This window comes from Maribacter luteocoastalis (genome assembly GCF_048890225.1).
Taxonomy (GTDB): domain Bacteria; phylum Bacteroidota; class Bacteroidia; order Flavobacteriales; family Flavobacteriaceae; genus Maribacter; species Maribacter luteocoastalis.
On sequence record NZ_JBMFZG010000005.1, the window covers coordinates 303,178 to 324,891 of the forward strand.

Consider the following 21,714-nt stretch of genomic DNA (forward strand, 5'->3'; position numbering starts at 1 on the left):
CTATTTTAAATAGTACGGATTAATTCACCTCTTCTTTCTCTATTTCCTGTACTACTTTTCTAATCTCCACATTTACATCATTAGCAGATCCATTGAAAGACTCAATCTTTGCTTTTACTTCTGCTTCTGTACCTTCAAATACTTGTTCAGAAATAGATTCTTTACCGTTTTCGGTAACCGTAGTCGTTACAATCGCTTTAACCGACCCATCATCATTTTTGTCCATTTTAACCTCAACACGCTTTTCAATTTGCTTGGCAACAACTTCAGTGGCCACCTTTTGATTGTTATAAGCAGTCATCGCATCAGCATTTAAAGCAATACTAGGTGCAATTACCAAAGCTACAACTGACATTAATTTTAAAAGGATATTCAAAGAAGGACCAGAAGTATCCTTGAATGGATCACCAACCGTATCACCAACTACTGCCGCTTTGTGGGCATCTGTACCTTTACGCCCATCACTTTCAATTGTCTTTTTGGCATTATCCCAAGCACCACCAGCGTTTGACTGGAATATGGCCATTAAAACCCCACAGGTAGTAACACCTGCTAAAAGGCCCCCTAACATTTCGGCACCACCAATGAAACCAACGGCAACTGGAACAGCAATAGCCAATAATCCCGGCAATACCATTTCCTTGATGGAAGCCTGTGTAGAAATTGCCACACATTTATCATATTCCGCAACACCATCAGCAGCGTCAAAAATAGCACGTTGCTCAGGAGTAGCTTTACTCATATCAGAATCTACAGCTCTCATTACTTCCAAAGCGGCCTTTAAAGCAGGAATGTCCCTAAACTGACGACGAACCTCCTCTATCATTGCCATTGCAGCACGACCAACGGCGTTCATTGATAAAGCCGAGAATACAAAAGGTAGCATGCCTCCTACCAACAAACCAGCCATGACGGTTGGTTTAGACACGTCTATTGCCGTCACATTGGCTGTTTGCATGAAAGCTGCAAACAAAGCTAATGCCGTTAATGCAGCAGAGGCGATTGCAAATCCTTTACCTATGGCCGCAGTAGTGTTACCTACCGCATCCAATTTATCTGTACGCTCCCTAACTTCACTTGGCAATTCTGCCATTTCTGCAATACCTCCTGCGTTATCCGAAATAGGACCATAAGCATCTACAGCTAATTGGATTCCCGTATTTGCCAACATACCTACAGCAGCAATTGCAATACCATAAAGTCCAGCAAAGTGATGGGAAACCAAAATAGCGGCGGCAATTAAAAGAATTGGAAACATGGTAGACATCATTCCTACACCTAAACCAGCAATGATATTTGTAGCTGCACCGGTCTCCGATTGACGTACAATTGAGGTTACTGGCTTTGTACCAGTACCTGTATAATATTCTGTTACCTTACCTACTGCCAAACCAGCAACAAGACCAGCCAATACGGCAATAAAAACGCCTAGTGAACCGTACTCAACACCACCAAAAGTCCAGCTTTCAGGTAACATATTAGTAATAATAAAATAACATGCCACAAGCATTAACCCTGCAGAACCAAATTCACCGATATTCAACGCTGTTTGTGGGTTACCACCATCTTTAACCTTTACAAAGAAGGTACCTATAATAGACATGATGATACCTACCGCAGCCAATACCAAGGGAAGATATACAGCACCAAGACCATCAAATGAATCTTGAAAAGCAGGTATCTGCGTATATGCGGCACCCAATACCATAGTACCTATTATAGAACCAACGTAAGACTCAAAAAGGTCGGCACCCATACCTGCAACATCACCCACGTTATCACCTACGTTATCAGCAATAGTAGCTGGGTTTAATGGATGGTCTTCTGGAATACCAGCCTCCACCTTTCCTACCAAGTCAGCACCTACATCTGCAGCCTTGGTGTAGATACCACCACCAACTCTAGCGAAAAGCGCTATAGAAGAAGCACCCAAAGAAAAACCAGAAAGCACGTTTAGCACTTCCCCAAGAGCCCATCCTTGACCACTATAAATCATAAAAAGTCCACTTAACCCTAGAACACCAAGACCAACAACACCAAGACCCATTACAGCACCACCAGCAAAGGCTACTTCTAAAGCCTTACCTAATGAAGTCCTAGCAGCTTGCGTGGTTCTAACGTTTGCCTTTGTAGCCACCTTCATACCAATGAAACCAGCCAAAGCGGAACAAATGGCACCAACTATAAAAGATACGGCAACCATACCATTTGAACCTACCTCATTACTACCTTTTAAAAATAGCAATACTGCTACAGCAGCAACAAAAATGGCCAATATTTTATACTCGGCCTTTAAAAATGACATTGCCCCATCGGCAATATTCTTAGCAATTCTAGACATTTTAGCATCTCCTTCATCTTGCTTGCCCACCCATGCATTTTTTACAAATACAAAGATTAACGCCAAGACACCAAATGCCGGTAAATAATTTACGATTAATTCCATTTGTTAGTTATTTATTAATTTAAGCGCGACTAATGTAGTGAAATAGAATAGAATAAAAAAAGCCACCTTAATGGATTTAAAGGTGGCTTTCATTTAAAATTTTATTTTTTTAAATCATAAAAGTCCGTCTGTCTTTATGATCACTTTCTTCGTATCTTTTTACGCACTCATGATAAATTTGAATGGCTTCTTGAGAATTGCCCCAACCGCCTGTATCAACCTTCTTTTCTTCCAAATCTTTATAAACCTGAAAAAAATGTTCTATTTCCTTAAGTCTGTGAGGGTTAAGATCCGAAATATCATTCCTCTTGCTCCAAATTGGATCGGAAACAGGCACACAGATTATTTTTTCATCCGGGCCTTTTTCATCGGTCATATGAAAAACACCAATAGGTTTTACCTCCATTACCACCATGGGATAAGTAGGTTCTGTTCCCAAAACTAGTACATCTAATGGATCTTTATCCAAGGCCAAAGTTTCTGGCACAAAACCATAATCACCTGGATACATCATTGAAGAAAACAAAGTTCTATCAAACCTAATCTTGTTTAATGTAAAATCATATTCATATTTATTTCTACTTCCCTTGGGAATTTCAATCAAAACGTCAAATGTTACTCTTTTTTTACTTGCCATATTGTAATTTAATGGTTTTAAGAATTTACCAAACGGTATTATATGTTATTAAATTGCTCTCGTTTCCTATTGTTTTAGAAATTAAACCCAAATGTTCCTGTTACACCAAACGGTCTGGCATCAGGATTATCCAGGTAATTACCCCTAAAGTTAAAATCTATTCTAAAAATCTTAAATATATTCCCTACGCCAAATGAATATTCATAATAGATTTTTTCCGATGGCGCCCTTAAAGGCGTATTAACAGTTGCTGGTGCACTTAATGCGATATTGGCATCGGACAAATCTCCCCAAACACCACGTAAGCCAACGATTTCCCTTAAATTCAGTTTTCTTAAAAAAGGAATTCTGGAAAATAACCTGCCGTTAAAATTATGTTCCAAATGTACAGATGCATAGGTGTCTGTTACAAATTCATAGAAATCCAAATTGGGAAATGATCCATAATTAGAGAAAAATGTCTGGTTTCCTGGTACCACGCTCAACAATCCCAATGGCACTTCACCAAAAGTCTTCCCTAATTCAACGGTGCTCATTAATCTACCAAAACCACCTAATTGCCATGGCTGACTGTATGATAATTGTAATTTGCTGTATTTAAAATCACTATCTAATAATCCGTCTAACCCTTTTGTGTAGTTCAACAATAAAGTACTGTAAGTGTCATTTACATCCCTAAGCTCTACCCCATAACCAATAGTTTTCTTACCTGGCGTATATATTAACAGGGTATTAAAATCAAACTGCCTAATTTCCGATGAAATGCCAGTTTGCGATTCTACATCTATATAATCTAAACTAAAATCATTGGGCAATGCAGAACTCAAAGTTCTAAATGTACCCCCAAGTGATATCCTAAAATTGGTTATAGGTTCCATTTCAAAACGTAAGGCGCTAAGATTTATATTCGTCAACCTATTATTTGCACCAACGGTCAACAAAGAGGAAGAAGCTACACTCCTACCCAATACATCATTAGTTGCTGTTAGACTTACACCAAGTTGTTCAATATCCCTACGATTTCCTCCCGAAACAATTAATCTAGTCTTACGGTCCAATAGAAATTTACCGCTAATACCATGTTTAAATTTCCTATCTGTAAAACCGTATGCCGTATAACCCTCTATACGCCAAGGATCATTCTGTCCAAAATAAGTTCTGGCACCAATACGTGCCCTCGGTCCTTCAGCATCATTATACCCAAAAAAATCATAGATTGTACCTACGTCCAAATTCCACTTATCTATCTCAATATAACCTGAACCTAAAATACTTGCCAGGTTATAATATGATTTAAACTTAGGGACAGTTTTTAATGTGTCTAACAATTTATAGATGCCAGCCTCATCCTTGTTTAAAGATTCCAATCTATTTTTCTCCCAAAAATCATCGTCTTTTACTATCAGGTTTATATCTAATGGATTTAAATCTTTCCTATAAAAATCCTTTGGCTTTAGCTGATCAAATTTGTAATTATCATAAACTGTGGTTCTTTTACCATATACACCCCTAGATTCCTCTTTTTTCTGAAAACTGAAATCACTTAGCATATAATCCCTTTTCAAAAGAAATAAGGAATCATTTACCACATCAAAATCTTGCTCTATATATATTTCCTTTACCCAATTAATATTGGCGCTTTTTGTAACCTCTAGATTAATGTTCTTTATGGCCCAGGTAGAATCGTTGACCCAAAAATCACCTTTAAACGTTAATTCGTTTTTACGACGCGGATAGTAAACTATATTGTAACACCACTTGTTCTCTATAAAGGCGCTGTCTCTTAAGGCATAATTATAGGTGTCTATACCTGTACGAGACAAAGGACTGGTAAAACTCTTATCAAAAAATTTTAGATAGTTGTCATATATATCGTAGCTCTGGTATAAATCCTGTACAAAGGCAATTATCGCCTGATTGCTTTCAAAGCCAGAATTTTTATTCCCCAGGACCTCTTCCTTTTCCTCATTAAGTACATTATCCCCATATACTTTAGAAAAAGTTTCATTTAAGAAGATGGGCAGATAGGTTTTTCCTGTAATTCTGGAAGTATCCAAATCTTGAAAAACAAACTCAAGTCCCTTGAAAATCTTTCGTTTCATTAAGGCACTATCAATGGTGTTCAAATCGAACTCTACCTTTTCATACTTATCAAAAGCATATTGCTTAAACTTCCTAACACCGTTAACCCTTTTCTTGGCCCATATTTTTCGAAGAATATCTACCGCTGGATTATTTTTCTTGGATTGTTTACCAGAAACAAGCACCACTTCGTTTAATTGTTCGGCGGCTTCAACAAGGGTTATATCCATGTCATAATTAACCCTTGACCCCAAAGCTATTTCCAAATTTTCATACCCAATAAATGAAATGACCAAAAGCTCATGGTTATTGTCCGATTCTAAATAGAACCTACCATTATCATTGGTAATAGTCCCTTCGGTAGAATTTTTAAATAAAACATTGGCAAAAGCTACAGGCTCCCCACTTTCATCCAAGACAACACCACTAACTTTGGTCTGGGCGTTCACAAAAACTGTGAGGAAAAACAAAAAGAGAGGTAAAATTTGTTTCATGAAAGATTTTGTTCTCAAGAAGCTACAGTACAAATAACGTACCAATAAAAAAAGCTTCCACGACCTTGATCGAAGAAGCTAAGATAGTTCTATAAGAGTTAATTATAATTTATACAAAACTTTTTTAACCGCCCTTACAACATCATTATAATTAGGCAACCATTCCTCCAATAATACTGGGGAATATGGCGCCGGGGTATCGGCAGTATTTATTTTGGCAATTGGGGCATCTAAATAATCAAAGGCATGGGCCTGCACATGATAGGTTATCTCGGTAGCTACATTACCAAAAGGCCATGCTTCCTCCAATATCACCAAACGATTTGTTTTTTTTACTGAATTTAAAATAGCCTCATAATCCAGTGGCTTTACCGTACGCAAATCAATTATCTCACAGCTAATACCTTCCTTTTCCAATTCGTCGGCAGCTTTGTCTGCTTCTTTAATGATTTTTCCAAAAGACACAATGGTAACATCCTTACCTTCCCTTCTAATATCTGCAACGCCTAATGGAATGGTATACTCACCTTCTGGAACTTCACCTTTATCACCATACATCTGCTCAGACTCCATAAAAATTACAGGGTCATTATCACGTATTGCCGCTTTCAACAAACCTTTTGCATCTGCAGGATTTGATGGCACCACAACCTTTAACCCAGGGCAGTTGGCATACCAACTTTCAAAAGCCTGTGAGTGTGTAGCTGCCAACTGACCAGCAGAAGCTGTTGGTCCCCTAAAAACTATGGGACATGGAAACTGACCTCCGGACATTTGTCTAATTTTCGCCGCATTGTTGATAATTTGGTCTATTCCTACCAAGGCAAAATTAAAAGTCATAAACTCAACTATAGGCCTGTTACCCGTCATGGTTGAACCTACAGCTATACCAGCGAAACCTAATTCGGATATTGGGGTATCTATAACACGCTTTGCGCCAAATTCATCCAACATACCTTTAGAAGCTTTATATGCACCATTATATTCCGCTACTTCCTCTCCCATTAAGTAAATGGACTCGTCCCTTCTCATTTCTTCGGACATTGCTTCCGCAATAGCTTCTCTAAACTGTATTGTTTTCATTTGTATGGATAAATTTGTCTGTACGCTTCAATTGAAAGCAAGCAAAAATAGGAAATTATATCTCAAAATAAGGTTCGGTTGAATCAAAAAAAGTTATAAAATTTACTATGCATGCATAGTAAATTTAGAAATTAATGGTTATCTTCGTTCCGATTATTTTAAAAGCATTTCATAAATGAAAATACTAGTTTGTATAAGTAATGTTCCAGACACTACTTCTAAAATAAATTTTACGGAAGGTGATACAAAATTTGACACCAATGGTGTACAGTTCGTTATTAACCCAAATGATGAATTTGGATTAACCAGGGCCATGTGGTTCAAAGAAAAACAAGGTGCTGATGTGCATGTCGCAACAGTTGGTGGACCAACAGTGGAACCTACTATGAGAAAAGCGTTGGCAATTGGCGCAGATGAGGCCATACGGGTAAATGCAGAACCTACTGATGGTTTTTTTGTTGCGCAGCAATTGGCGGAAATAGTTAAAAATGGAGGTTATGATTTGGTTATAGGCGGAAGGGAATCAATTGATTATAATGGTGGCATGGTGCCAGGTATTCTCTCCTCTTTGCTCGATATGAATTTTGTGAACAATTGTATAAGTCTAGAAATTGATGGTAACAGTGCCACTGCCATTAGAGAAATTGATGGTGGTAAGGAAACCTTAAGCACCACCTTACCGTTAGTAATTGGCGGACAAAAAGGGTTGGTTGAGGAAAGCGACCTTAGAATACCAAACATGCGTGGTATTATGATGGCAAGAAAAAAGGCATTGAATGTGCTTGAACCAATTGATGCATTGAATGCCACTGCAGATATAAAATTCAGTAAGCCTGCACCAAAAGGCACTATTAAACTAGCAGAAAATGTTGATGAATTAGTAAATCTACTTCATAATGACGCTAAAGTTATTTGAGAAATTGCCATTAAGGTTTAAAAATTAAAATAAAAAAAATGTCAGTAATAGTATATACAGAGTCTGAAAACGGTACGTTTAAAAAGAATGCTTTCGAAGTAGCATCTTTTGCAGCCAAAGTAGCAGAAAATTTAGGAACAACTGCTATAGCAGTGTCCATAAACACTACTGAAAATAACACATTAGGTAATTACGGCATTACCAAAATATTGGACGTACAAGATGAAAAGCTAAAAACCTTTAACGCTAAGGCCTATGCCGCCGTTTTAGCGCAAGCCGCAAAAAGTAATGACGCCAAGGTTATAGTAGTAAGTTCTAGTGCAGACACCAAATATATGGCCCCTTTATTGGCTGCCGAATTAAAAGCAGGCTATGTGCCAAATGTGGTTGCCGCTCCAGAAAGTACAAATCCGTTTGTTGTTAAAAGAACAGCGTTTAGTAATAAAGGTTTTGCCCATACCGAAATTAATACCGATTTGAAAGTAATTGGTGTATCCAACAATGCTTATGGTATTCATGAGAACAAAAAAGACGTTGCCGTAGCGCAATTCGCTGCTGAAATAAGTGATGGCTTATTTGGAACACAATCAAAAGATATAGACAAAGTAGTCGGCAAAGCTACTATTGCAGATGCAGATATTGTAGTATCTGCCGGAAGAGGACTTAAAGGTCCAGAAAATTGGGGAATGATTGAAGAATTGGCCGAAGTTTTAGGTGCCGCAACGGCCTGTTCCAAGCCAGTTTCAGATTTAGGTTGGAGACCTCATGGAGAGCATGTTGGCCAAACCGGGAAACCCGTAGCGAGCAACTTATATATAGCTATTGGAATCTCAGGTGCCATTCAGCATTTAGCAGGTGTAAGTGCTTCGAAAACAAAAGTGGTCATAAACAATGACCCTGAAGCCCCATTTTTTAAGGCTGCTGATTATGGTATCGTGGGCGATGCTTTTGAAGTTGTGCCGGAATTGATAGAAAAATTAAAGGTTTTTAAAGCCCAAAACGGCTAAATTTTCGTTAATTTGTGCCCCTAAAGGGCTGTTCAGATATGTGGATCCCCAATACTTGAACAGCCTTTTTTTAGTTAATTAATGTTATGAGTCTAGTACGATTGAAAATAAAAGGGATTTCCTATAGCCAAACACAAAATGGCGCATACGCCCTAATATTGAACGAAGTAGAGGGAGACCGCAAACTACCTATTGTAATTGGGGCATTTGAGGCCCAGTCCATTGCCATTGCCTTAGAAAAAGAGATTAAACCCCCGAGACCCTTAACTCACGACCTTTTTAAGAATTTTTCTGACCGATTTGATATCGTTATAAAACAGGTCATCATCCATAAATTGGTAGATGGTGTATTTTATTCCAGTATTATTTGTGAAAGGGACGGTATTGAAGAAATTATAGATGCCAGAACAAGTGATGCCATTGCCTTGGCACTTAGGTTTAACGCACCAATTTTCACTTATAAGACTATTTTGGACAAAGCAGGGATCTTCCTCAAATTCTCCTCAAAAGAAACAGATAAAAAGGATGATGACAAGAGCATTATGGTGGATGAAATTTTACAAGAGGGTGAAACCGTTGAAATAGATTCCGGTGCTACAGATGGTTATACAGAATTAAGTATAGAGGAGCTTGAAAATGAACTAAAAAAAGCGGTTGCAGATGAAGATTATGAAAAGGCTGCTAAATTAAGGGATGAAATTTCCAAAAGAAATTAAAGGAAACCAACCCATACCCTATGAAAAAAAACATTTGGTTATTTTCACTGCTATTTTTTATAACTGCATTATTATTTCCCCAATCACCAGATTCTACCCAAGTTATTATTTCTACAGTTGATACTAGCATATTAAACGATATTGGCGAAGTTGCTGTAAATAGTGTTGTCCCAAATAATGGATTTTCTTTAGACAGTCTGTGGCGCGGTGTATTGGGAATGCTCGTATTACTACTAATTGCATTCTTGTTCAGTTCAAATAGGAAAGCAATTAATTGGAAAACCGTGGGCATTGGATTATCACTTCAGTTGATTATTGCTATAGGTGTTTTAAAAGTACCTTTTGTTCAATTGCTATTCGAAAAAATAGGAAAAATATTCGTGAGCATATTAGAATTTACTAAGGCCGGAAGTAAATTTCTTTTCGAGGGCTTGGTGGTAGATACAACTACTTTTGGCTATATTTTTGCTTTTCAAGTACTTCCAACTATTATATTTTTCTCCGCACTTACCTCTTTATTATTTTACCTTGGCGTAATCCAGAAAGTGGTAAAGGGATTAGCTTGGCTTTTGTCTAAAAGCTTGGGTATTTCTGGTGCCGAAAGTCTATCGGTTGCTGGCAATATTTTTTTAGGTCAAACCGAGGCCCCTCTGCTAATCAAGGCTTATTTGGAAAAAATGAATAAGTCCGAAATCCTTTTGGTCATGATTGGTGGAATGGCAACTGTAGCTGGAGCTGTCTTGGCCGCTTACATTGGTTTTCTAGGCGGGGAAGATGAAATGCTACAACTCCTTTTTGCAAAGCATCTCTTAGCTGCATCCGTAATGGCCGCACCAGGTGCCATTGTCATTTCAAAAATATTATACCCACAGACGGAAGCCGTGAACACCGATGTTCATGTTTCAACGGAAAAAATAGGTTCTAACATTTTAGACGCCATTGCCAATGGAACCACAGAGGGCCTAAAATTAGCGGTTAATGTTGGCGCAATGCTTTTGGTTTTTGTTGCCATAATTGCCATGGTCAACGGTATACTGGAATGGACAGGCGATATCACCAACCTAAATACTTGGATTGCTGATAACACCTCTTACCAAAAATTTTCATTAGAAGCTATCTTGGGAACCGTTTTTGCTCCTTTAATGTGGCTGATTGGCGTTGCCAAAGAAGATATTATGCTAATGGGCCAACTATTAGGAATTAAATTGGTGGCAAGTGAATTTGTAGGTTATATACAATTAGCAGAGTTAAAGGAATTTGCCTCACTACCCCATTTAAAATTTAACAAATCTATTATCATGGCCACCTATATGTTGTGTGGTTTCGCAAATTTCGCATCTATTGGTATCCAAATTGGCGGCATTGGCTCATTGGCCCCAGGCCAAAGGAAAACTCTTTCCGAGTTTGGAATGAAAGCGGTCCTTGGCGGTTCTTTAGCTTCGTTGCTATCAGCAACCATTGCCGGGATGATTTTAGGCTAATAGATTACTAGCTATCACAAGAGTTAAGGATTGCTCATAGAGCGATTAAAACCACTTTTCACCTTAGTTATTTTTCAGGGCAGTTGTTTATTTTTACTTTCACCTACTTCCCCATATCATATTTAAAGTTTAAATACCATGTGCAATCAGATTATTGATTGTCATAATTTACAATAGTATGAAGCTAAAATTTCTAATTCTGTTTTTCTTCTCTGTATTTGCCCATGCGCAAAATATTGGTGATTTTACTTCCGTAACACCTATTGGTCAAAACACTGATTTTATTTTTCCATCCAGTCATATATTTCAAAAAATTATTTATCGTGACGACCCACTTACACAAGGCGGAACATTACCCAGAACTACCGATTTCACTGGATATGTTCCCATAAACGGCAGCAATGAAAATGGGTATTTAAGTATCAATGCAGAAATTGTTCCTGGTGCCGTATCTATTTTGGACATCAACTTTAATCCAACCACAAAATTATGGTCAACAACACTTTCTGCCAGCGTAGATTTTAGTGGGGTAGCTGGAACCATAGCAAATTGCTCAGGTACCGTAACACCATGGAATACTATAATTAGTTGTGAAGAGTATACCTCTAAAGAAATAGCCAGCCAATATCCATTTCCAATTGATAGCAATGGTGATGGCTATGATGATTATGGTTGGGCCGTAGAAATAGACCCTGCTACTAAAACGGTTATCGATAAAAGATGGGCGCTTGGTAATTTCAAGCATGAAAACCTGGTAATCCATTCCAATCAAAGAACGGCATATCAAGGCGCAGATGCTACAGTAGGCTATTTATTTAAATTTGTTGCTAATAACCCACAAGATCTTAGTAGTGGGAACCTTTATGTATATCGAGGGGCGAAAAATGGATCTGGCGAATGGGTACTTTTAGACAATACTACTCCAGCAGAGCGAAATTCTACAAATACCCAAAGTGCAGCTATAGGAGCCACCGTATTTAATGGAATCGAAGATGTAGAAATTGGACCCGATGGTTTGATTTATTTTGCGGTTAAAAGTGAAGATCAAGTCTATCGATTTCAAGATTCAGACCCTATAAACGGCACCACGGTAATCAATATGGAAACCTATGTTGGTAATAGGTCATATACGATTACACATGAGTCAGGGACATCAGATGTAAATTGGGGTTATGGAAATGATAATTTAGCATTTGATGGTGATGGAAATCTATGGGTCATGAATGATGGTGAGAATAATTATATCTGGGTAGTAAAAAACGGTCATACACAGAATAACCCAAAAGTTGAAGTATTTGGAATTGCCCCTGCAGGCTCCGAACCCACCGGGATCACTTTTAGTCCAGATTTTCGATTTCTATTTATGTCAATTCAGCACCCGAGTTCAAGCAATTCGGCTACCACACAAACTGATGCAGCAGGAAACGAAGTGGCTTTTGACAAAGACACGGCTTTGGTAATAGCCTTAAAAGAAAATTTAGGGACCACGACTGAACCTGAATACGATTGGTACTTAGATGCAGATGGAGATGGTTATGCTGTATTACCCATAATTACAAATCCTACCAGTCCGGGAATAGGGTATACCCAAAACGTATTGCCCACAACAGACTGTGACGATACCGACCCGAACGTATTTGAAGTCACTACTTGGTACCTGGACGCCGACGGTGACGGATACGCGGTTGCACCAACAATAGATAGCTGCAGTTTACCTGGCACGGGATATACCCAAGAAGTATTACCGACAACAGACTGTGACGACAACGATTCTCTAATTAACCCAACAACCGTTTGGTATTTAGATGTAAATGAAGATGGTGTTGTAGATTCAGAAGAAACGATTATTAATTGTGAAAAACCAGGCGAAGGCTATACCTCTATTGAACCAATAACGTTATCAACAGATAAAAATATTATAGTATATCCAAACCCATCAATGGAAACTTTTGAAATTGATTTAGGCCAAATTCATTCAAAGGTAAACTTAACAATTATCAATTCTAATAAACAGTTAGTATTTGAAAAACAGTTTGAAAACAAAAGAATTATTGAAGTTGAACTACTTCAAATTTCATCTGGGATATATTTTATACACCTAAGCAACCAAGAGGGTTTAATTGGCACCAAGAAAATAATCAAGCTTTAGCAAAAGTCAATATTGATTTTAGTTAATAATTTTTCATAACCTAAGCACCACTTAAACATCAAAAATTAGACTTAAATGTTATTTTTGCTGTCACTCATTAATCTCTTACAGAAATGAGTGTGTTAGTATAAAGAAATGAAACAATACCACGACTTATTAAAGCATGTTCTAGAAAATGGAAATCAAAAAGGTGACCGAACTGGAACAGGAACCAAAAGTGTATTTGGCTATCAAATGCGCTTTGACCTTAGCGAAGGTTTTCCAATGGTCACCACTAAAAAATTACATCTTAAATCCATCATTTACGAACTATTATGGTTCCTAAAAGGTGACACGAATATTGAGTACCTCAAAGAAAATGGTGTTCGAATTTGGAACGAATGGGCTGATGAAAATGGAGATTTAGGCCCAGTTTACGGCCATCAGTGGCGGAATTGGAACAACGATGAAATAGACCAAATTAAAGAAGTAATAAGTGCGCTGAAATCAAATCCAAATAGCAGAAGGATGTTGGTTTCCGCTTGGAATCCAAGCGTTTTACCGGATACTTCAAAATCATTCTCGGAAAATGTTGCAAATGGTAAAGCCGCACTGCCTCCATGCCATGCGTTTTTTCAATTTTATGTAGCAGATGGCAAATTAAGCTGTCAACTTTATCAACGAAGTGCTGATATTTTTTTAGGAGTACCATTTAATATTGCTTCCTATGCCTTATTTACTATGATGATGGCTCAAGTATGTGGCTACGAAGCTGGTGATTTTATACACACCTTTGGAGATGCCCATATTTATAATAACCATATGGAACAAGTGGAATTGCAACTTAGCAGGGAACCCAGAGCATTACCCAAAATGGTTATCAACCCAGCTGTAAAAGATATTTTTAATTTTAAATTTGAGGATTTTACCCTAGTGGATTACAACCCACATTCACACATCAAAGGTGTTGTGGCCATTTAAAAATCTTTTATTGCAAAGAGGAATCGAACAAAAAAAGGCACGGAAAAATCCGTGCCTTTTTACTATAATAATAGTATTAGATTATAATTCCAATACAGCATTTTCTGAACCCGCATAATCGTTCCACTGATAACCATCAGCTTCTGCTTCGTTCACAAAAGCACCATCTACAATGTACTTAAATTCAAAAGTACTTTCCTTAGGAAGGTCAAAAGTACCCTTAAACGTTCCATTTTTTAATTTTTTCAAAGTGCTCCCTTTTGGACTCCAATTGTTGAAATCGCCAACTACCGCTACTTTTTTTGCATCTTCAGCAGGTACGGTAAAAGTAACCTTACATACTGGTTTTGTTTTTAAATATTGTTTTGCAATTGCCATGATCTTAGTTTTTATATTCATTGCAAAACTAATATATTAACATTCTCATTTCCAATGCTTAATGTCATTTTTATGAAATATTTAAAAAAAAGTTGACATTTAACAGCAGTTAGGAAATTAAAGGTGGGAAAAATCCGAAGTAGACAATTCTTACTTGGCTGTTTTTAAGAATCTTATAATATTATCTATATCCTCCATGGTATTATAAAAATGAAAACTTAATCTAATACCTTCCCCTCTTTGAGCACAATAAACATTATTATCCACTAAATGATGGAATAAATTTTCATTTGCTTTAATATTGAATATGGTGCTATGGGTATCTCTATCCATTATATTCTTATCCAATAATGATAGACTACCAAATTCTTCTTTTGCCTTTTGCGATAGTTTTTGATTTTGTTGAGCGATGTTTATCTTTCCTATTTTTTGCATAAACTCAATGGAATACTTTAAACTTCCAAAGTTTAAGCAAGACAAGTGCCCAGGTTCAAACTTCTTTGCAAAAATGATAGAATCCTTTTTATTAAAATCCCCATTGGCAGCATTAAAGCCTATGGTATCAAGTGTAAATTCTTCTTTAACTTGATCAGAAAACAACATAAATCCGCTTCCATATCCTGATAACATCCATTTATAGGCACTAGCCCCTAAAACATCTATACCCGAAGTATCAAAATCAAATACCTCAGAGCCACAAAACTGTGTCCCATCAGCTATTATTATGAGATTGGGGTTCGAATATTTTAATTCCTGAAGAAACTTCAAGTTTATCTTAAAACCATCTAACCATTGCACCAAACTTAGTGCCAACACATCTATATTCTCTTTTTTTATCTTATCAAGAATATCATTTTCCACGTCTTTGGTCATCCCGATTTTATGAATATGAAAATCCCTGTTTTCAAAAGACCAGTTTAATGAAGGATAATCATTTTCTAAAAGCAGAATTTTTTTCTTTGGATGCAAACCTTCCAATAAAAAGTTTAGCCCTGTGGAAAAATTATTCACTAAGGCCACATTTTCCCGTTTACAATTAAAAAAAGTACTTACAGCAGTTTTTGTATCGGACAATAATTTCAATGATCTTTCTCTCATTTCACTGCCATAGAGCAAAAAATCCAAATCATGCTCTTGGCGCCAGTCCAACAAAGAATCATACATAGGCCCATATACAGCTGTATTTGCATAAACGCCTTTGCGTAGTACCGGGAATTCCTTTCTAACCTTATCCATATAAGTGCCGTAAAAACATTACTAATTTCTAATTGATGTATCTTTAACTTCCGATAAATATAGCAACAATGCGTACGATTACAATGATAGCAGCTAGTGCTGAAAATAATGCCCTGGGAAAAGACAATGATTTACTATGGCACCTACCAGATGATTTTAAACGCTTTAAACGCTTAACTTCTGGGCACAAAATTATTATGGGAAGAAAGACCTTTGAAAGCTTCCCTAAACCTTTACCAAACAGGACACATATCATCATTACACGAGACAAAGGGTACCAAACCATATTTGAGGAATGTATTATTGTCCATTCTTTAGACGAAGCCTTGGGACTAATACATGATGAACATGCTTATATAATTGGAGGAGGTGAGATTTACAGACAAGGTGAAAGCCACTCAGACCGTATTGAATTGACACGGGTACATGCTTCTTTTGAAGCGGACACCTTTTTCCCTGAAATCAACAAAAAATATTGGACTTTGATTTCTGAAGAATATCATCCTAAAGACGAAAAACATAAAATTGATTTTACCTATTTAACCTACCATCGAAAAAATTAAGGAATTAATTATCTCTAAAAATCGAGATAAGAGATAGTTATATCAGCATCATCATGACCTACAAAATGCTGTAACATTGCTACATTGGTATTTATATAGAATTGATGTTTGCCCTTTTTCCCACTTAAGTTTTGAATCCCATTACCCAACAAAATTGCTTTTGTTTGCCTGGCAACAGCTTGCCCAGAATCTATTATCGTAATTTCATTTGGCAATAGCTCTTTGAGTAAGGGAACTAAATAAGGGTAATGCGTACATCCCAGCACCAAGTAATCTATACCTTTAGCTAACATGGGCTGCAATAATTTAGTCAGTAACAAGCGCGTCTCTGTACTCCCCTCTGCCCCCTTTTCAATCAATTCTACCAAACCCTTCCCCTGTTGTTCTATTATTTCTATACCCTCGGCGTGGTTTAGGGCGGTATTATAAAACAGACTACTGGTCAATGTTCCTTTAGTAGCCAATATGCCAACTTTCTTTGATTTTGAGTTTAGGGCCGCAGGTTTTATTGCTGGTTCTATGCCAATAAATGGAATGTTATAATTACTTCTTAAATAACCAATGGCATTAGTGGTGGCCGTATTACAAGCCACTACGATAAGCTTACAATTCTGGGCAATTAAGAATTCTGTATTCTTAATACTTAATTTTAGAATATCATCTGGGGATTTTTCCCCATAAGGTGCATTCTTACTATCTGACAAATAAATACAATCTTCATTGGGTAATAATTCTCGAATTTCCTTCCATATGGAAGTTCCCCCAATTCCAGAATCAAAAATACCAATAGGAAAATGACTCATATTTAAAATTTATCGTAGTACCTCAGCGATTGGTTTTCCAGAGGTACCACTCGGAAATGCGATTCCTAACAACGCAGCAATGGTAGGTGCTATATCTGGAATTTCGGTTCGTTCAACCGTACTCCCTTGCGGTATACCTTTACCATAAAACAACAATGGTGAATGTGTATCATAGATTTGTGGCGAACCATGTGTAGAACCTGTTTCGCCATAACTTATAGTACCAGGCTTTAAAACCAATAAAACATCACCTGAACGCTTTTGATTATATCCGTTCTGCAGCACATAGGGAATACCATTCGTATAGTTATTATTCCACATTTGAAAACCGGTATAAACCCTATCTACAAAATCGAAGTTCAAAAACTCCTTGGCTATGGTTTCCTGTACATCTTTTAATTCCAAATCTAAATTTTCTACTATTTTATGATCTAGAAATAGTTGCAAATTGGAAAAGTTTTTTACTATATCCTCAGTTCCATAAGTGTACTTTAAGAATTCACTTAACTTTGTATGGAAACTTTCAAAGTCTGCATACCCTGCCGGTATTTTTGAATCTTTCAAATAAGAAGGCACGTCAATTGCACCATGATCCGCGGTTAAAAAAACTGTGTATTCCCCTTCTCCCACCTCCTTGTCCAAGGCTTTAAACAATCTGGCCAATTCTATATCCAATCTTATATAGGTGTCTTCAATTTCTTTGGAATTAACACCATATTTATGTCCAACATAATCTGTACTTGAAAAACTTACAGCTAAAAAATCAGTGTCATCATCTTTGCCCAAGCGCTCCTCTTTTAAAGCCTCAATAGCAAAATCAGCGGTAAGACTATTCCCAAAGGGGGTGCTTTTAATAATATCAAATGATTTATTCTTTTCTAATAAACTAGGTGGACTGTGGGGAAAAGTTGGCTTAACCTCTCCATTGAATACTCCTTCATATGCATTATCATCAACACCACTCTCTATATAGCTGTTAATATCCCTTAAAGTAGTCCAAGGTTTTTTATAAGATTGTACTATCCCAGAACTGTTAAAATCCTTAACCCATTTTGGAAGATTATTCATATAATATGAACTAGTAATCCATTTACCCTCATCTTCCCCATGAAACCAATAGGCAGCATTTGCTGTATGACCTCCAGGCAATACCGCGCCCCTATCCTTTAAGGCTATGGCGATGGTTTTTCCCCTCATCTGTGTATGAAGCCTTAATTCATCCGTAATTGTAGTAACATTCATACGGTGTGGTGACATTTTACCAGCTGAGGAAGTCGTTCCAACGGAAACGTAATTTTCATCTGAAGCACAATATACCTCAGAATCACTATCCTTATCATACCAATTATTACCTATAACACCATGTGTGGCAGGAGTTGTACCGGCATATACAGAAGTATGCCCTGGACCTGTACTAGTAGGCGCATAGTTAAAATGATTGTTCTTACAATTAAAGCCTTGGCTAATCATTCGTTTAAAACCCTCCTCACCAAATTGGTCAAAGAACCTGGTCAAATAATCGTAGCGCATTTGATCAACAACAATTCCTACAACAAGTTTTGGTGATGTCCTTAAAAGGTTATCATTTTCAGATTTAGATTTTTTTTGTGCCACACCAAATGTGAAAAAAAATACCGCCAAAAAAAGAACTGAAAAAATTCTAAGTTTACTCCTGCACATGCCTATAAAATTAAGATGTAAAAGTAAATAAATTACATCTTATAACTTTAAAGAGAAGTTAAATCAATTCCTTTATTGTTATTTTTACGACAAGAAATCTATTTTTAAAGAATGAACTACTTAGCGTCAATTGGCAGCTATTGCATTATGATCCGTGAGGTTTTTAAGAAACCTACAAAATGGCGAATAATGAAATCACTGATTTTAAAAGAAATAGACGAATTAGTTTATGGTTCATTAGGGATTATTGTATTTATATCTTTTTTCATTGGGGCGGTGGTGGCCATACAAACCGCACTAAACCTTACCAACCCTATTATTCCAAGGAGTCTTATCGGTTTTGCCACAAGACAATCAGTAATTTTAGAGTTTGCCCCAACTTTTGTTTCCATCATCATGGCAGGGAAAGTTGGTTCCTATATCACTTCCAGTATTGGCACCATGCGTGTTACCGAACAGATTGATGCCTTAGAGGTTATGGGTGTCAATGCACTTAATTACTTGGTGTTCCCTAAAATAATCGCTATGCTTTTTTATCCTTTTGCGATTGCAATATCTATGTATGTAGGAATTTTTGGAGGTTGGTTAGCTGGGGTTTTTGGTGGGTTTTTAACCAGCGCGGATTTTGTTACGGGCTTACAAACAGATTTTGTTCCATTTCATATCGCCTATGCATTTATAAAAACATTGATTTTTGCATTTGTAATTGCCACTATACCCTCCTTTCATGGATTTTATATGAAAGGCGGTGCTTTAGAAGTGGGTAAGGCCAGTACAACTTCCTTTGTGTGGACCAGTGTGGTCATCATAATTCTAAACTATTTACTCACCCAAATGTTATTAGGCTAATGATTGAAGTTAACGACATACACAAATCATTTGGCGATTCACTTATTTTAAAAGGGATAACGACCACATTTGAAACTGGAAAAACAAATTTAATTATCGGTCAGAGTGGCTCTGGCAAAACTGTTTTTCTAAAATGTCTATTAGGTTTGTTTTCACCGGAAAAAGGCACCATAGTTTACGATGGTAAGATTTATTCTAATTTATCCGATGATGAAAAACGTAATTTAAGACAAGAAATGGGTATGGTTTTTCAAGGAAGTGCCCTTTTTGATAGCATGACAGTTGAAGGAAATGTTAGGTTTCCACTTGAAATGTTCACCAAACAATCCAAATCTGAAATGGATGATCGTGTAAACACAGTTTTAAAGCGCGTGAATTTAATTGATGCCCACCATAAATATCCTGCTGAGATTTCTGGGGGTATGCAAAAAAGGGTTGCTATTGCCCGTGCTATTGTAATGAATCCAAAATACTTATTCTGTGACGAACCAAATTCCGGTCTCGATCCCAAAACTGCTATTCTGATCGATGACCTAATTAAGGAAATCACAGAAGAGTATGATATTACAACAGTAATTAACACCCATGACATGAACTCTGTAATGCAAATTGGGGAGAAAATTCTTTTCCTTAAGGACGGACTTAAAGAATGGGAAGGTACTAAAAATGAAATTTTTAAAACAGATAATAAGGCTGTTACCAACTTTGTTTACTCATCGGACCTATTTAAAAAGGTACGCCAGATGTACATAGAGGAAAAAAATTAATCACCTATCACTTCTTTTATCTGAATAGCACTATTGTTTAGGCGTAACTTTAACCATTCTTGTAGTTTTTTTGCATCTTTCTCCGTTTGAAAACGCTTAGCTTCCTTTTTCCATGTAATTTCAAAAACTGGAATGGTATCCGTTTTTTCAAAATTCGTAGAAATTAAATAGGAATATCCTAGTCGGGACAAGTTTTCATAGTTTGTTTTCGCCTCTAAACTAATTTCTTTAAACGGTATTTGTCCGGCAGCATTTTTATTTAATCTTTCTAGCTCCGATTCGAGGAAACTTATTTTTTCTTCCTTACTTGATAATTGATTTTTTTGAGACTCGTACAACTCGTTAACATATTTCAGCTGATCTAGCTCATCATTCTTAGAACCTTGAATAATTTGAAGTTCACAATCCTTTAATCGTGGATTATCCAACATTTTAGACTTCCAAGTTGCTATTATATTATCAGGTATGGTTTCATTTCCCATAAAGACTACTTCTATTAAGGAATTCTCTCCCTGATTATATTCTAAATCCGTTAAATCCTCTAAAAATCTTCCTTGTCCAGAAAATTGATAAGGAGCAATATTTTCCGCTATAAATACATTTGCCTGTTTTCTAAAAAGTGATTCTTGTAGCGCATTCCAGAATGTAACACCTGCCGGAATCATAACTGCAATGGCGACAAGGGAAGCGAGACGTGCTATAAGCCTGCGTCTTTTAGAATTGACATAGCGAACCATTGGAAACCGAAGCAGCTTGATAACCAAAAATGTAGCCAATGCTATAAAAATCGTGTTTATGGCAAATAAGTACATGGCCCCACTTGCGTATTCCCAATTACCAATAGCCAAACCAAAACCTACGGTACAAAGCGGTGGCATTAAGGCAGTAGCAATAGCTACCCCAAAGATTACACTTGCTATGGTGCCTTTTTTTGCCCTGGCAATAACCAATGCCAAGCCACCAAAAAAGGCTATTAAAACATCTCTAATATCCGGCGCAGTCCGTGCTAAAAGCTCTGAGGATTCATCGCGTAAAGGAAAAAACTTGAAGAACAAAAAAGCGGTCAATACACTAAGTACCACCATCACTCCAAAATTCTTCAAAGACCTTTTTAAAGTGTCAATATCATTAATACCTACAGATAAGCCAATTCCTAAAATTGGTCCCATTAACGGAGATATTAACATAGCTCCGATAACTACAGCGGTTGAGTTCGCATTAAGACCTATGGATGCAATAAAAATAGAACAAATTAAAATCCAAGAGGTATGCCCTTTAAATGGAATATCTGCAATGATAGCTTCCTTAGTAGCATCCTGATCTGTATTGGTCCGAATATCCAAAAGTTCCGAAAGAAACTTTTTCATACTTCCCAATAAGCCTTGAAAATCTTTTTTTACCTCTTCCCCACTATCTTCGGAATGATCTACAGGGGCAATGTTCTCTTTATTAAATTTTTCTTGCATA

Annotated in this window: 18 protein-coding genes; 9 read left to right on the forward strand and 9 right to left on the reverse strand. The window is 36.9% G+C overall.

Annotated features, from left to right (window positions below):
* Positions 1 to 19: 19 nt before the first annotated feature.
* From ACOCEA_RS12080 to ACOCEA_RS12095, 4 genes are all read right to left on the reverse strand, one after another.
* A complete protein-coding gene (locus ACOCEA_RS12080) occupies positions 20 to 2,446 on the reverse strand; it encodes a sodium-translocating pyrophosphatase (protein ID WP_420756505.1) in 2,427 nt (808 codons plus the stop codon).
* A gap of 109 nt (positions 2,447 to 2,555) precedes the next feature.
* Positions 2,556 to 3,083 carry an inorganic diphosphatase gene (locus ACOCEA_RS12085; protein ID WP_420756506.1) on the reverse strand — a complete coding sequence of 176 codons (528 nt, stop codon included), beginning with the start codon at positions 3,081 to 3,083 and terminating at the stop codon, positions 2,556 to 2,558.
* Between the two features lie 74 nt (positions 3,084 to 3,157).
* Positions 3,158 to 5,659 carry a DUF5686 family protein gene (locus ACOCEA_RS12090; protein ID WP_420756507.1) on the reverse strand — a complete coding sequence of 834 codons (2,502 nt, stop codon included), beginning with the start codon at positions 5,657 to 5,659 and terminating at the stop codon, positions 3,158 to 3,160.
* A gap of 102 nt (positions 5,660 to 5,761) precedes the next feature.
* Positions 5,762 to 6,742: a pyruvate dehydrogenase complex E1 component subunit beta gene (locus ACOCEA_RS12095; RefSeq protein WP_420756508.1), complete on the reverse strand. Its 981-nt coding sequence runs from the start codon at positions 6,740 to 6,742 to the stop codon at positions 5,762 to 5,764.
* A gap of 175 nt (positions 6,743 to 6,917) precedes the next feature.
* Here ACOCEA_RS12095 and ACOCEA_RS12100 point away from each other — a divergent pair, with 175 nt between their 5' ends.
* The 6 genes from ACOCEA_RS12100 to ACOCEA_RS12125 all read left to right on the forward strand — a co-directional run bounded on the left by ACOCEA_RS12100 (position 6,918) and on the right by ACOCEA_RS12125 (position 13,971).
* Positions 6,918 to 7,658, forward strand: a complete 741-nt coding sequence (locus ACOCEA_RS12100; RefSeq protein ID WP_420756509.1) for an electron transfer flavoprotein subunit beta/FixA family protein — start codon at positions 6,918 to 6,920, stop codon at positions 7,656 to 7,658.
* 38 nt (positions 7,659 to 7,696) lie between these two features.
* Positions 7,697 to 8,665, forward strand: a complete 969-nt coding sequence (locus ACOCEA_RS12105) for an electron transfer flavoprotein subunit alpha/FixB family protein (protein WP_420756510.1) — start codon at positions 7,697 to 7,699, stop codon at positions 8,663 to 8,665.
* An 86-nt stretch (positions 8,666 to 8,751) separates the two neighbouring features.
* Positions 8,752 to 9,381, forward strand: a complete 630-nt coding sequence (locus ACOCEA_RS12110) for a bifunctional nuclease family protein (protein ID WP_420756511.1) — start codon at positions 8,752 to 8,754, stop codon at positions 9,379 to 9,381.
* Between the two features lie 20 nt (positions 9,382 to 9,401).
* A complete protein-coding gene (locus tag ACOCEA_RS12115; RefSeq protein WP_420756512.1) occupies positions 9,402 to 10,862 on the forward strand; it encodes a NupC/NupG family nucleoside CNT transporter in 1,461 nt (486 codons plus the stop codon).
* Positions 10,863 to 11,040: 178 nt separating this feature from the next.
* Positions 11,041 to 13,011 carry an alkaline phosphatase PhoX gene (locus ACOCEA_RS12120; RefSeq protein WP_420756513.1) on the forward strand — a complete coding sequence of 657 codons (1,971 nt, stop codon included), beginning with the start codon at positions 11,041 to 11,043 and terminating at the stop codon, positions 13,009 to 13,011.
* Positions 13,012 to 13,146: 135 nt separating this feature from the next.
* Positions 13,147 to 13,971: a thymidylate synthase gene (locus ACOCEA_RS12125; protein ID WP_420756514.1), complete on the forward strand. Its 825-nt coding sequence runs from the start codon at positions 13,147 to 13,149 to the stop codon at positions 13,969 to 13,971.
* A gap of 81 nt (positions 13,972 to 14,052) precedes the next feature.
* Here ACOCEA_RS12125 and ACOCEA_RS12130 read toward each other — a convergent pair whose 3' ends face one another.
* Together ACOCEA_RS12130 and ACOCEA_RS12135 are read right to left on the reverse strand one after the other, a co-directional pair.
* Positions 14,053 to 14,349 carry an isoamylase early set domain-containing protein gene (locus ACOCEA_RS12130; protein WP_420756515.1) on the reverse strand — a complete coding sequence of 99 codons (297 nt, stop codon included), beginning with the start codon at positions 14,347 to 14,349 and terminating at the stop codon, positions 14,053 to 14,055.
* A gap of 150 nt (positions 14,350 to 14,499) precedes the next feature.
* A complete protein-coding gene (locus ACOCEA_RS12135; protein WP_420756516.1) occupies positions 14,500 to 15,585 on the reverse strand; it encodes an aminotransferase class V-fold PLP-dependent enzyme in 1,086 nt (361 codons plus the stop codon).
* Positions 15,586 to 15,653: 68 nt separating this feature from the next.
* Between ACOCEA_RS12135 and ACOCEA_RS12140 the strand changes: the two genes are divergently transcribed.
* Positions 15,654 to 16,148: a dihydrofolate reductase gene (locus ACOCEA_RS12140; protein WP_420756517.1), complete on the forward strand. Its 495-nt coding sequence runs from the start codon at positions 15,654 to 15,656 to the stop codon at positions 16,146 to 16,148.
* A 14-nt stretch (positions 16,149 to 16,162) separates the two neighbouring features.
* Here the strand turns inward: ACOCEA_RS12140 and murI are convergent, their stop codons facing one another.
* On the reverse strand, positions 16,163 to 16,951 hold the full coding sequence (murI, locus tag ACOCEA_RS12145; RefSeq protein WP_420756518.1) for a glutamate racemase: 789 nt from the start codon (positions 16,949 to 16,951) through the stop codon (positions 16,163 to 16,165).
* Between the two features lie 9 nt (positions 16,952 to 16,960).
* Entirely contained in the window at positions 16,961 to 18,631 is a 1,671-nt protein-coding gene (pafA, locus tag ACOCEA_RS12150) for an alkaline phosphatase PafA (protein WP_420756519.1), read from the reverse strand.
* A gap of 111 nt (positions 18,632 to 18,742) precedes the next feature.
* Between pafA and ACOCEA_RS12155 the strand changes: the two genes are divergently transcribed.
* Positions 18,743 to 19,480 (forward strand): MlaE family ABC transporter permease, encoded by a 738-nt coding sequence (locus ACOCEA_RS12155; RefSeq protein ID WP_420756520.1) that lies wholly within the window; start codon positions 18,743 to 18,745, stop codon positions 19,478 to 19,480.
* Complete coding sequence (locus tag ACOCEA_RS12160; RefSeq protein WP_420756521.1) at positions 19,480 to 20,247, forward strand: ABC transporter ATP-binding protein; 768 nt, start codon at positions 19,480 to 19,482, stop codon at positions 20,245 to 20,247. The genes ACOCEA_RS12155 and ACOCEA_RS12160 overlap by 1 nt, the downstream gene beginning before the upstream one ends.
* Here the strand turns inward: ACOCEA_RS12160 and ACOCEA_RS12165 are convergent.
* Complete coding sequence (locus tag ACOCEA_RS12165) at positions 20,244 to 21,713, reverse strand: DUF389 domain-containing protein (RefSeq protein ID WP_420756522.1); 1,470 nt, start codon at positions 21,711 to 21,713, stop codon at positions 20,244 to 20,246. The two genes, ACOCEA_RS12160 and ACOCEA_RS12165, sit on opposite strands and share 4 nt — an antisense overlap.
* Between the last annotated feature and the right edge of the window lies 1 nt (position 21,714).

Bases quoted from the DNA above. Each gene is read 5' to 3' on its own strand.
- ACOCEA_RS12080 (WP_420756505.1), bottom strand. From the start codon at position 2,446: ATGGAATTAATCGTAAATTATTTACCGGCATTTGGTGTCTTGGCGTTA.
- ACOCEA_RS12085 (WP_420756506.1), bottom strand. From the start codon at position 3,083: ATGGCAAGTAAAAAAAGAGTAACATTTGACGTTTTGATTGAAATTCCC.
- ACOCEA_RS12090 (WP_420756507.1), bottom strand. From the start codon at position 5,659: ATGAAACAAATTTTACCTCTCTTTTTGTTTTTCCTCACAGTTTTTGTG.
- ACOCEA_RS12095 (WP_420756508.1), bottom strand. From the start codon at position 6,742: ATGAAAACAATACAGTTTAGAGAAGCTATTGCGGAAGCAATGTCCGAA.
- ACOCEA_RS12100 (WP_420756509.1), top strand. From the start codon at position 6,918: ATGAAAATACTAGTTTGTATAAGTAATGTTCCAGACACTACTTCTAAA.
- ACOCEA_RS12105 (WP_420756510.1), top strand. From the start codon at position 7,697: ATGTCAGTAATAGTATATACAGAGTCTGAAAACGGTACGTTTAAAAAG.
- ACOCEA_RS12110 (WP_420756511.1), top strand. From the start codon at position 8,752: ATGAGTCTAGTACGATTGAAAATAAAAGGGATTTCCTATAGCCAAACA.
- ACOCEA_RS12115 (WP_420756512.1), top strand. From the start codon at position 9,402: ATGAAAAAAAACATTTGGTTATTTTCACTGCTATTTTTTATAACTGCA.
- ACOCEA_RS12120 (WP_420756513.1), top strand. From the start codon at position 11,041: ATGAAGCTAAAATTTCTAATTCTGTTTTTCTTCTCTGTATTTGCCCAT.
- ACOCEA_RS12125 (WP_420756514.1), top strand. From the start codon at position 13,147: ATGAAACAATACCACGACTTATTAAAGCATGTTCTAGAAAATGGAAAT.
- ACOCEA_RS12130 (WP_420756515.1), bottom strand. From the start codon at position 14,349: ATGGCAATTGCAAAACAATATTTAAAAACAAAACCAGTATGTAAGGTT.
- ACOCEA_RS12135 (WP_420756516.1), bottom strand. From the start codon at position 15,585: ATGGATAAGGTTAGAAAGGAATTCCCGGTACTACGCAAAGGCGTTTAT.
- ACOCEA_RS12140 (WP_420756517.1), top strand. From the start codon at position 15,654: ATGCGTACGATTACAATGATAGCAGCTAGTGCTGAAAATAATGCCCTG.
- murI (WP_420756518.1), bottom strand. From the start codon at position 16,951: ATGAGTCATTTTCCTATTGGTATTTTTGATTCTGGAATTGGGGGAACT.
- pafA (WP_420756519.1), bottom strand. From the start codon at position 18,631: ATGTGCAGGAGTAAACTTAGAATTTTTTCAGTTCTTTTTTTGGCGGTA.
- ACOCEA_RS12155 (WP_420756520.1), top strand. From the start codon at position 18,743: ATGAACTACTTAGCGTCAATTGGCAGCTATTGCATTATGATCCGTGAG.
- ACOCEA_RS12160 (WP_420756521.1), top strand. From the start codon at position 19,480: ATGATTGAAGTTAACGACATACACAAATCATTTGGCGATTCACTTATT.
- ACOCEA_RS12165 (WP_420756522.1), bottom strand. From the start codon at position 21,713: ATGCAAGAAAAATTTAATAAAGAGAACATTGCCCCTGTAGATCATTCC.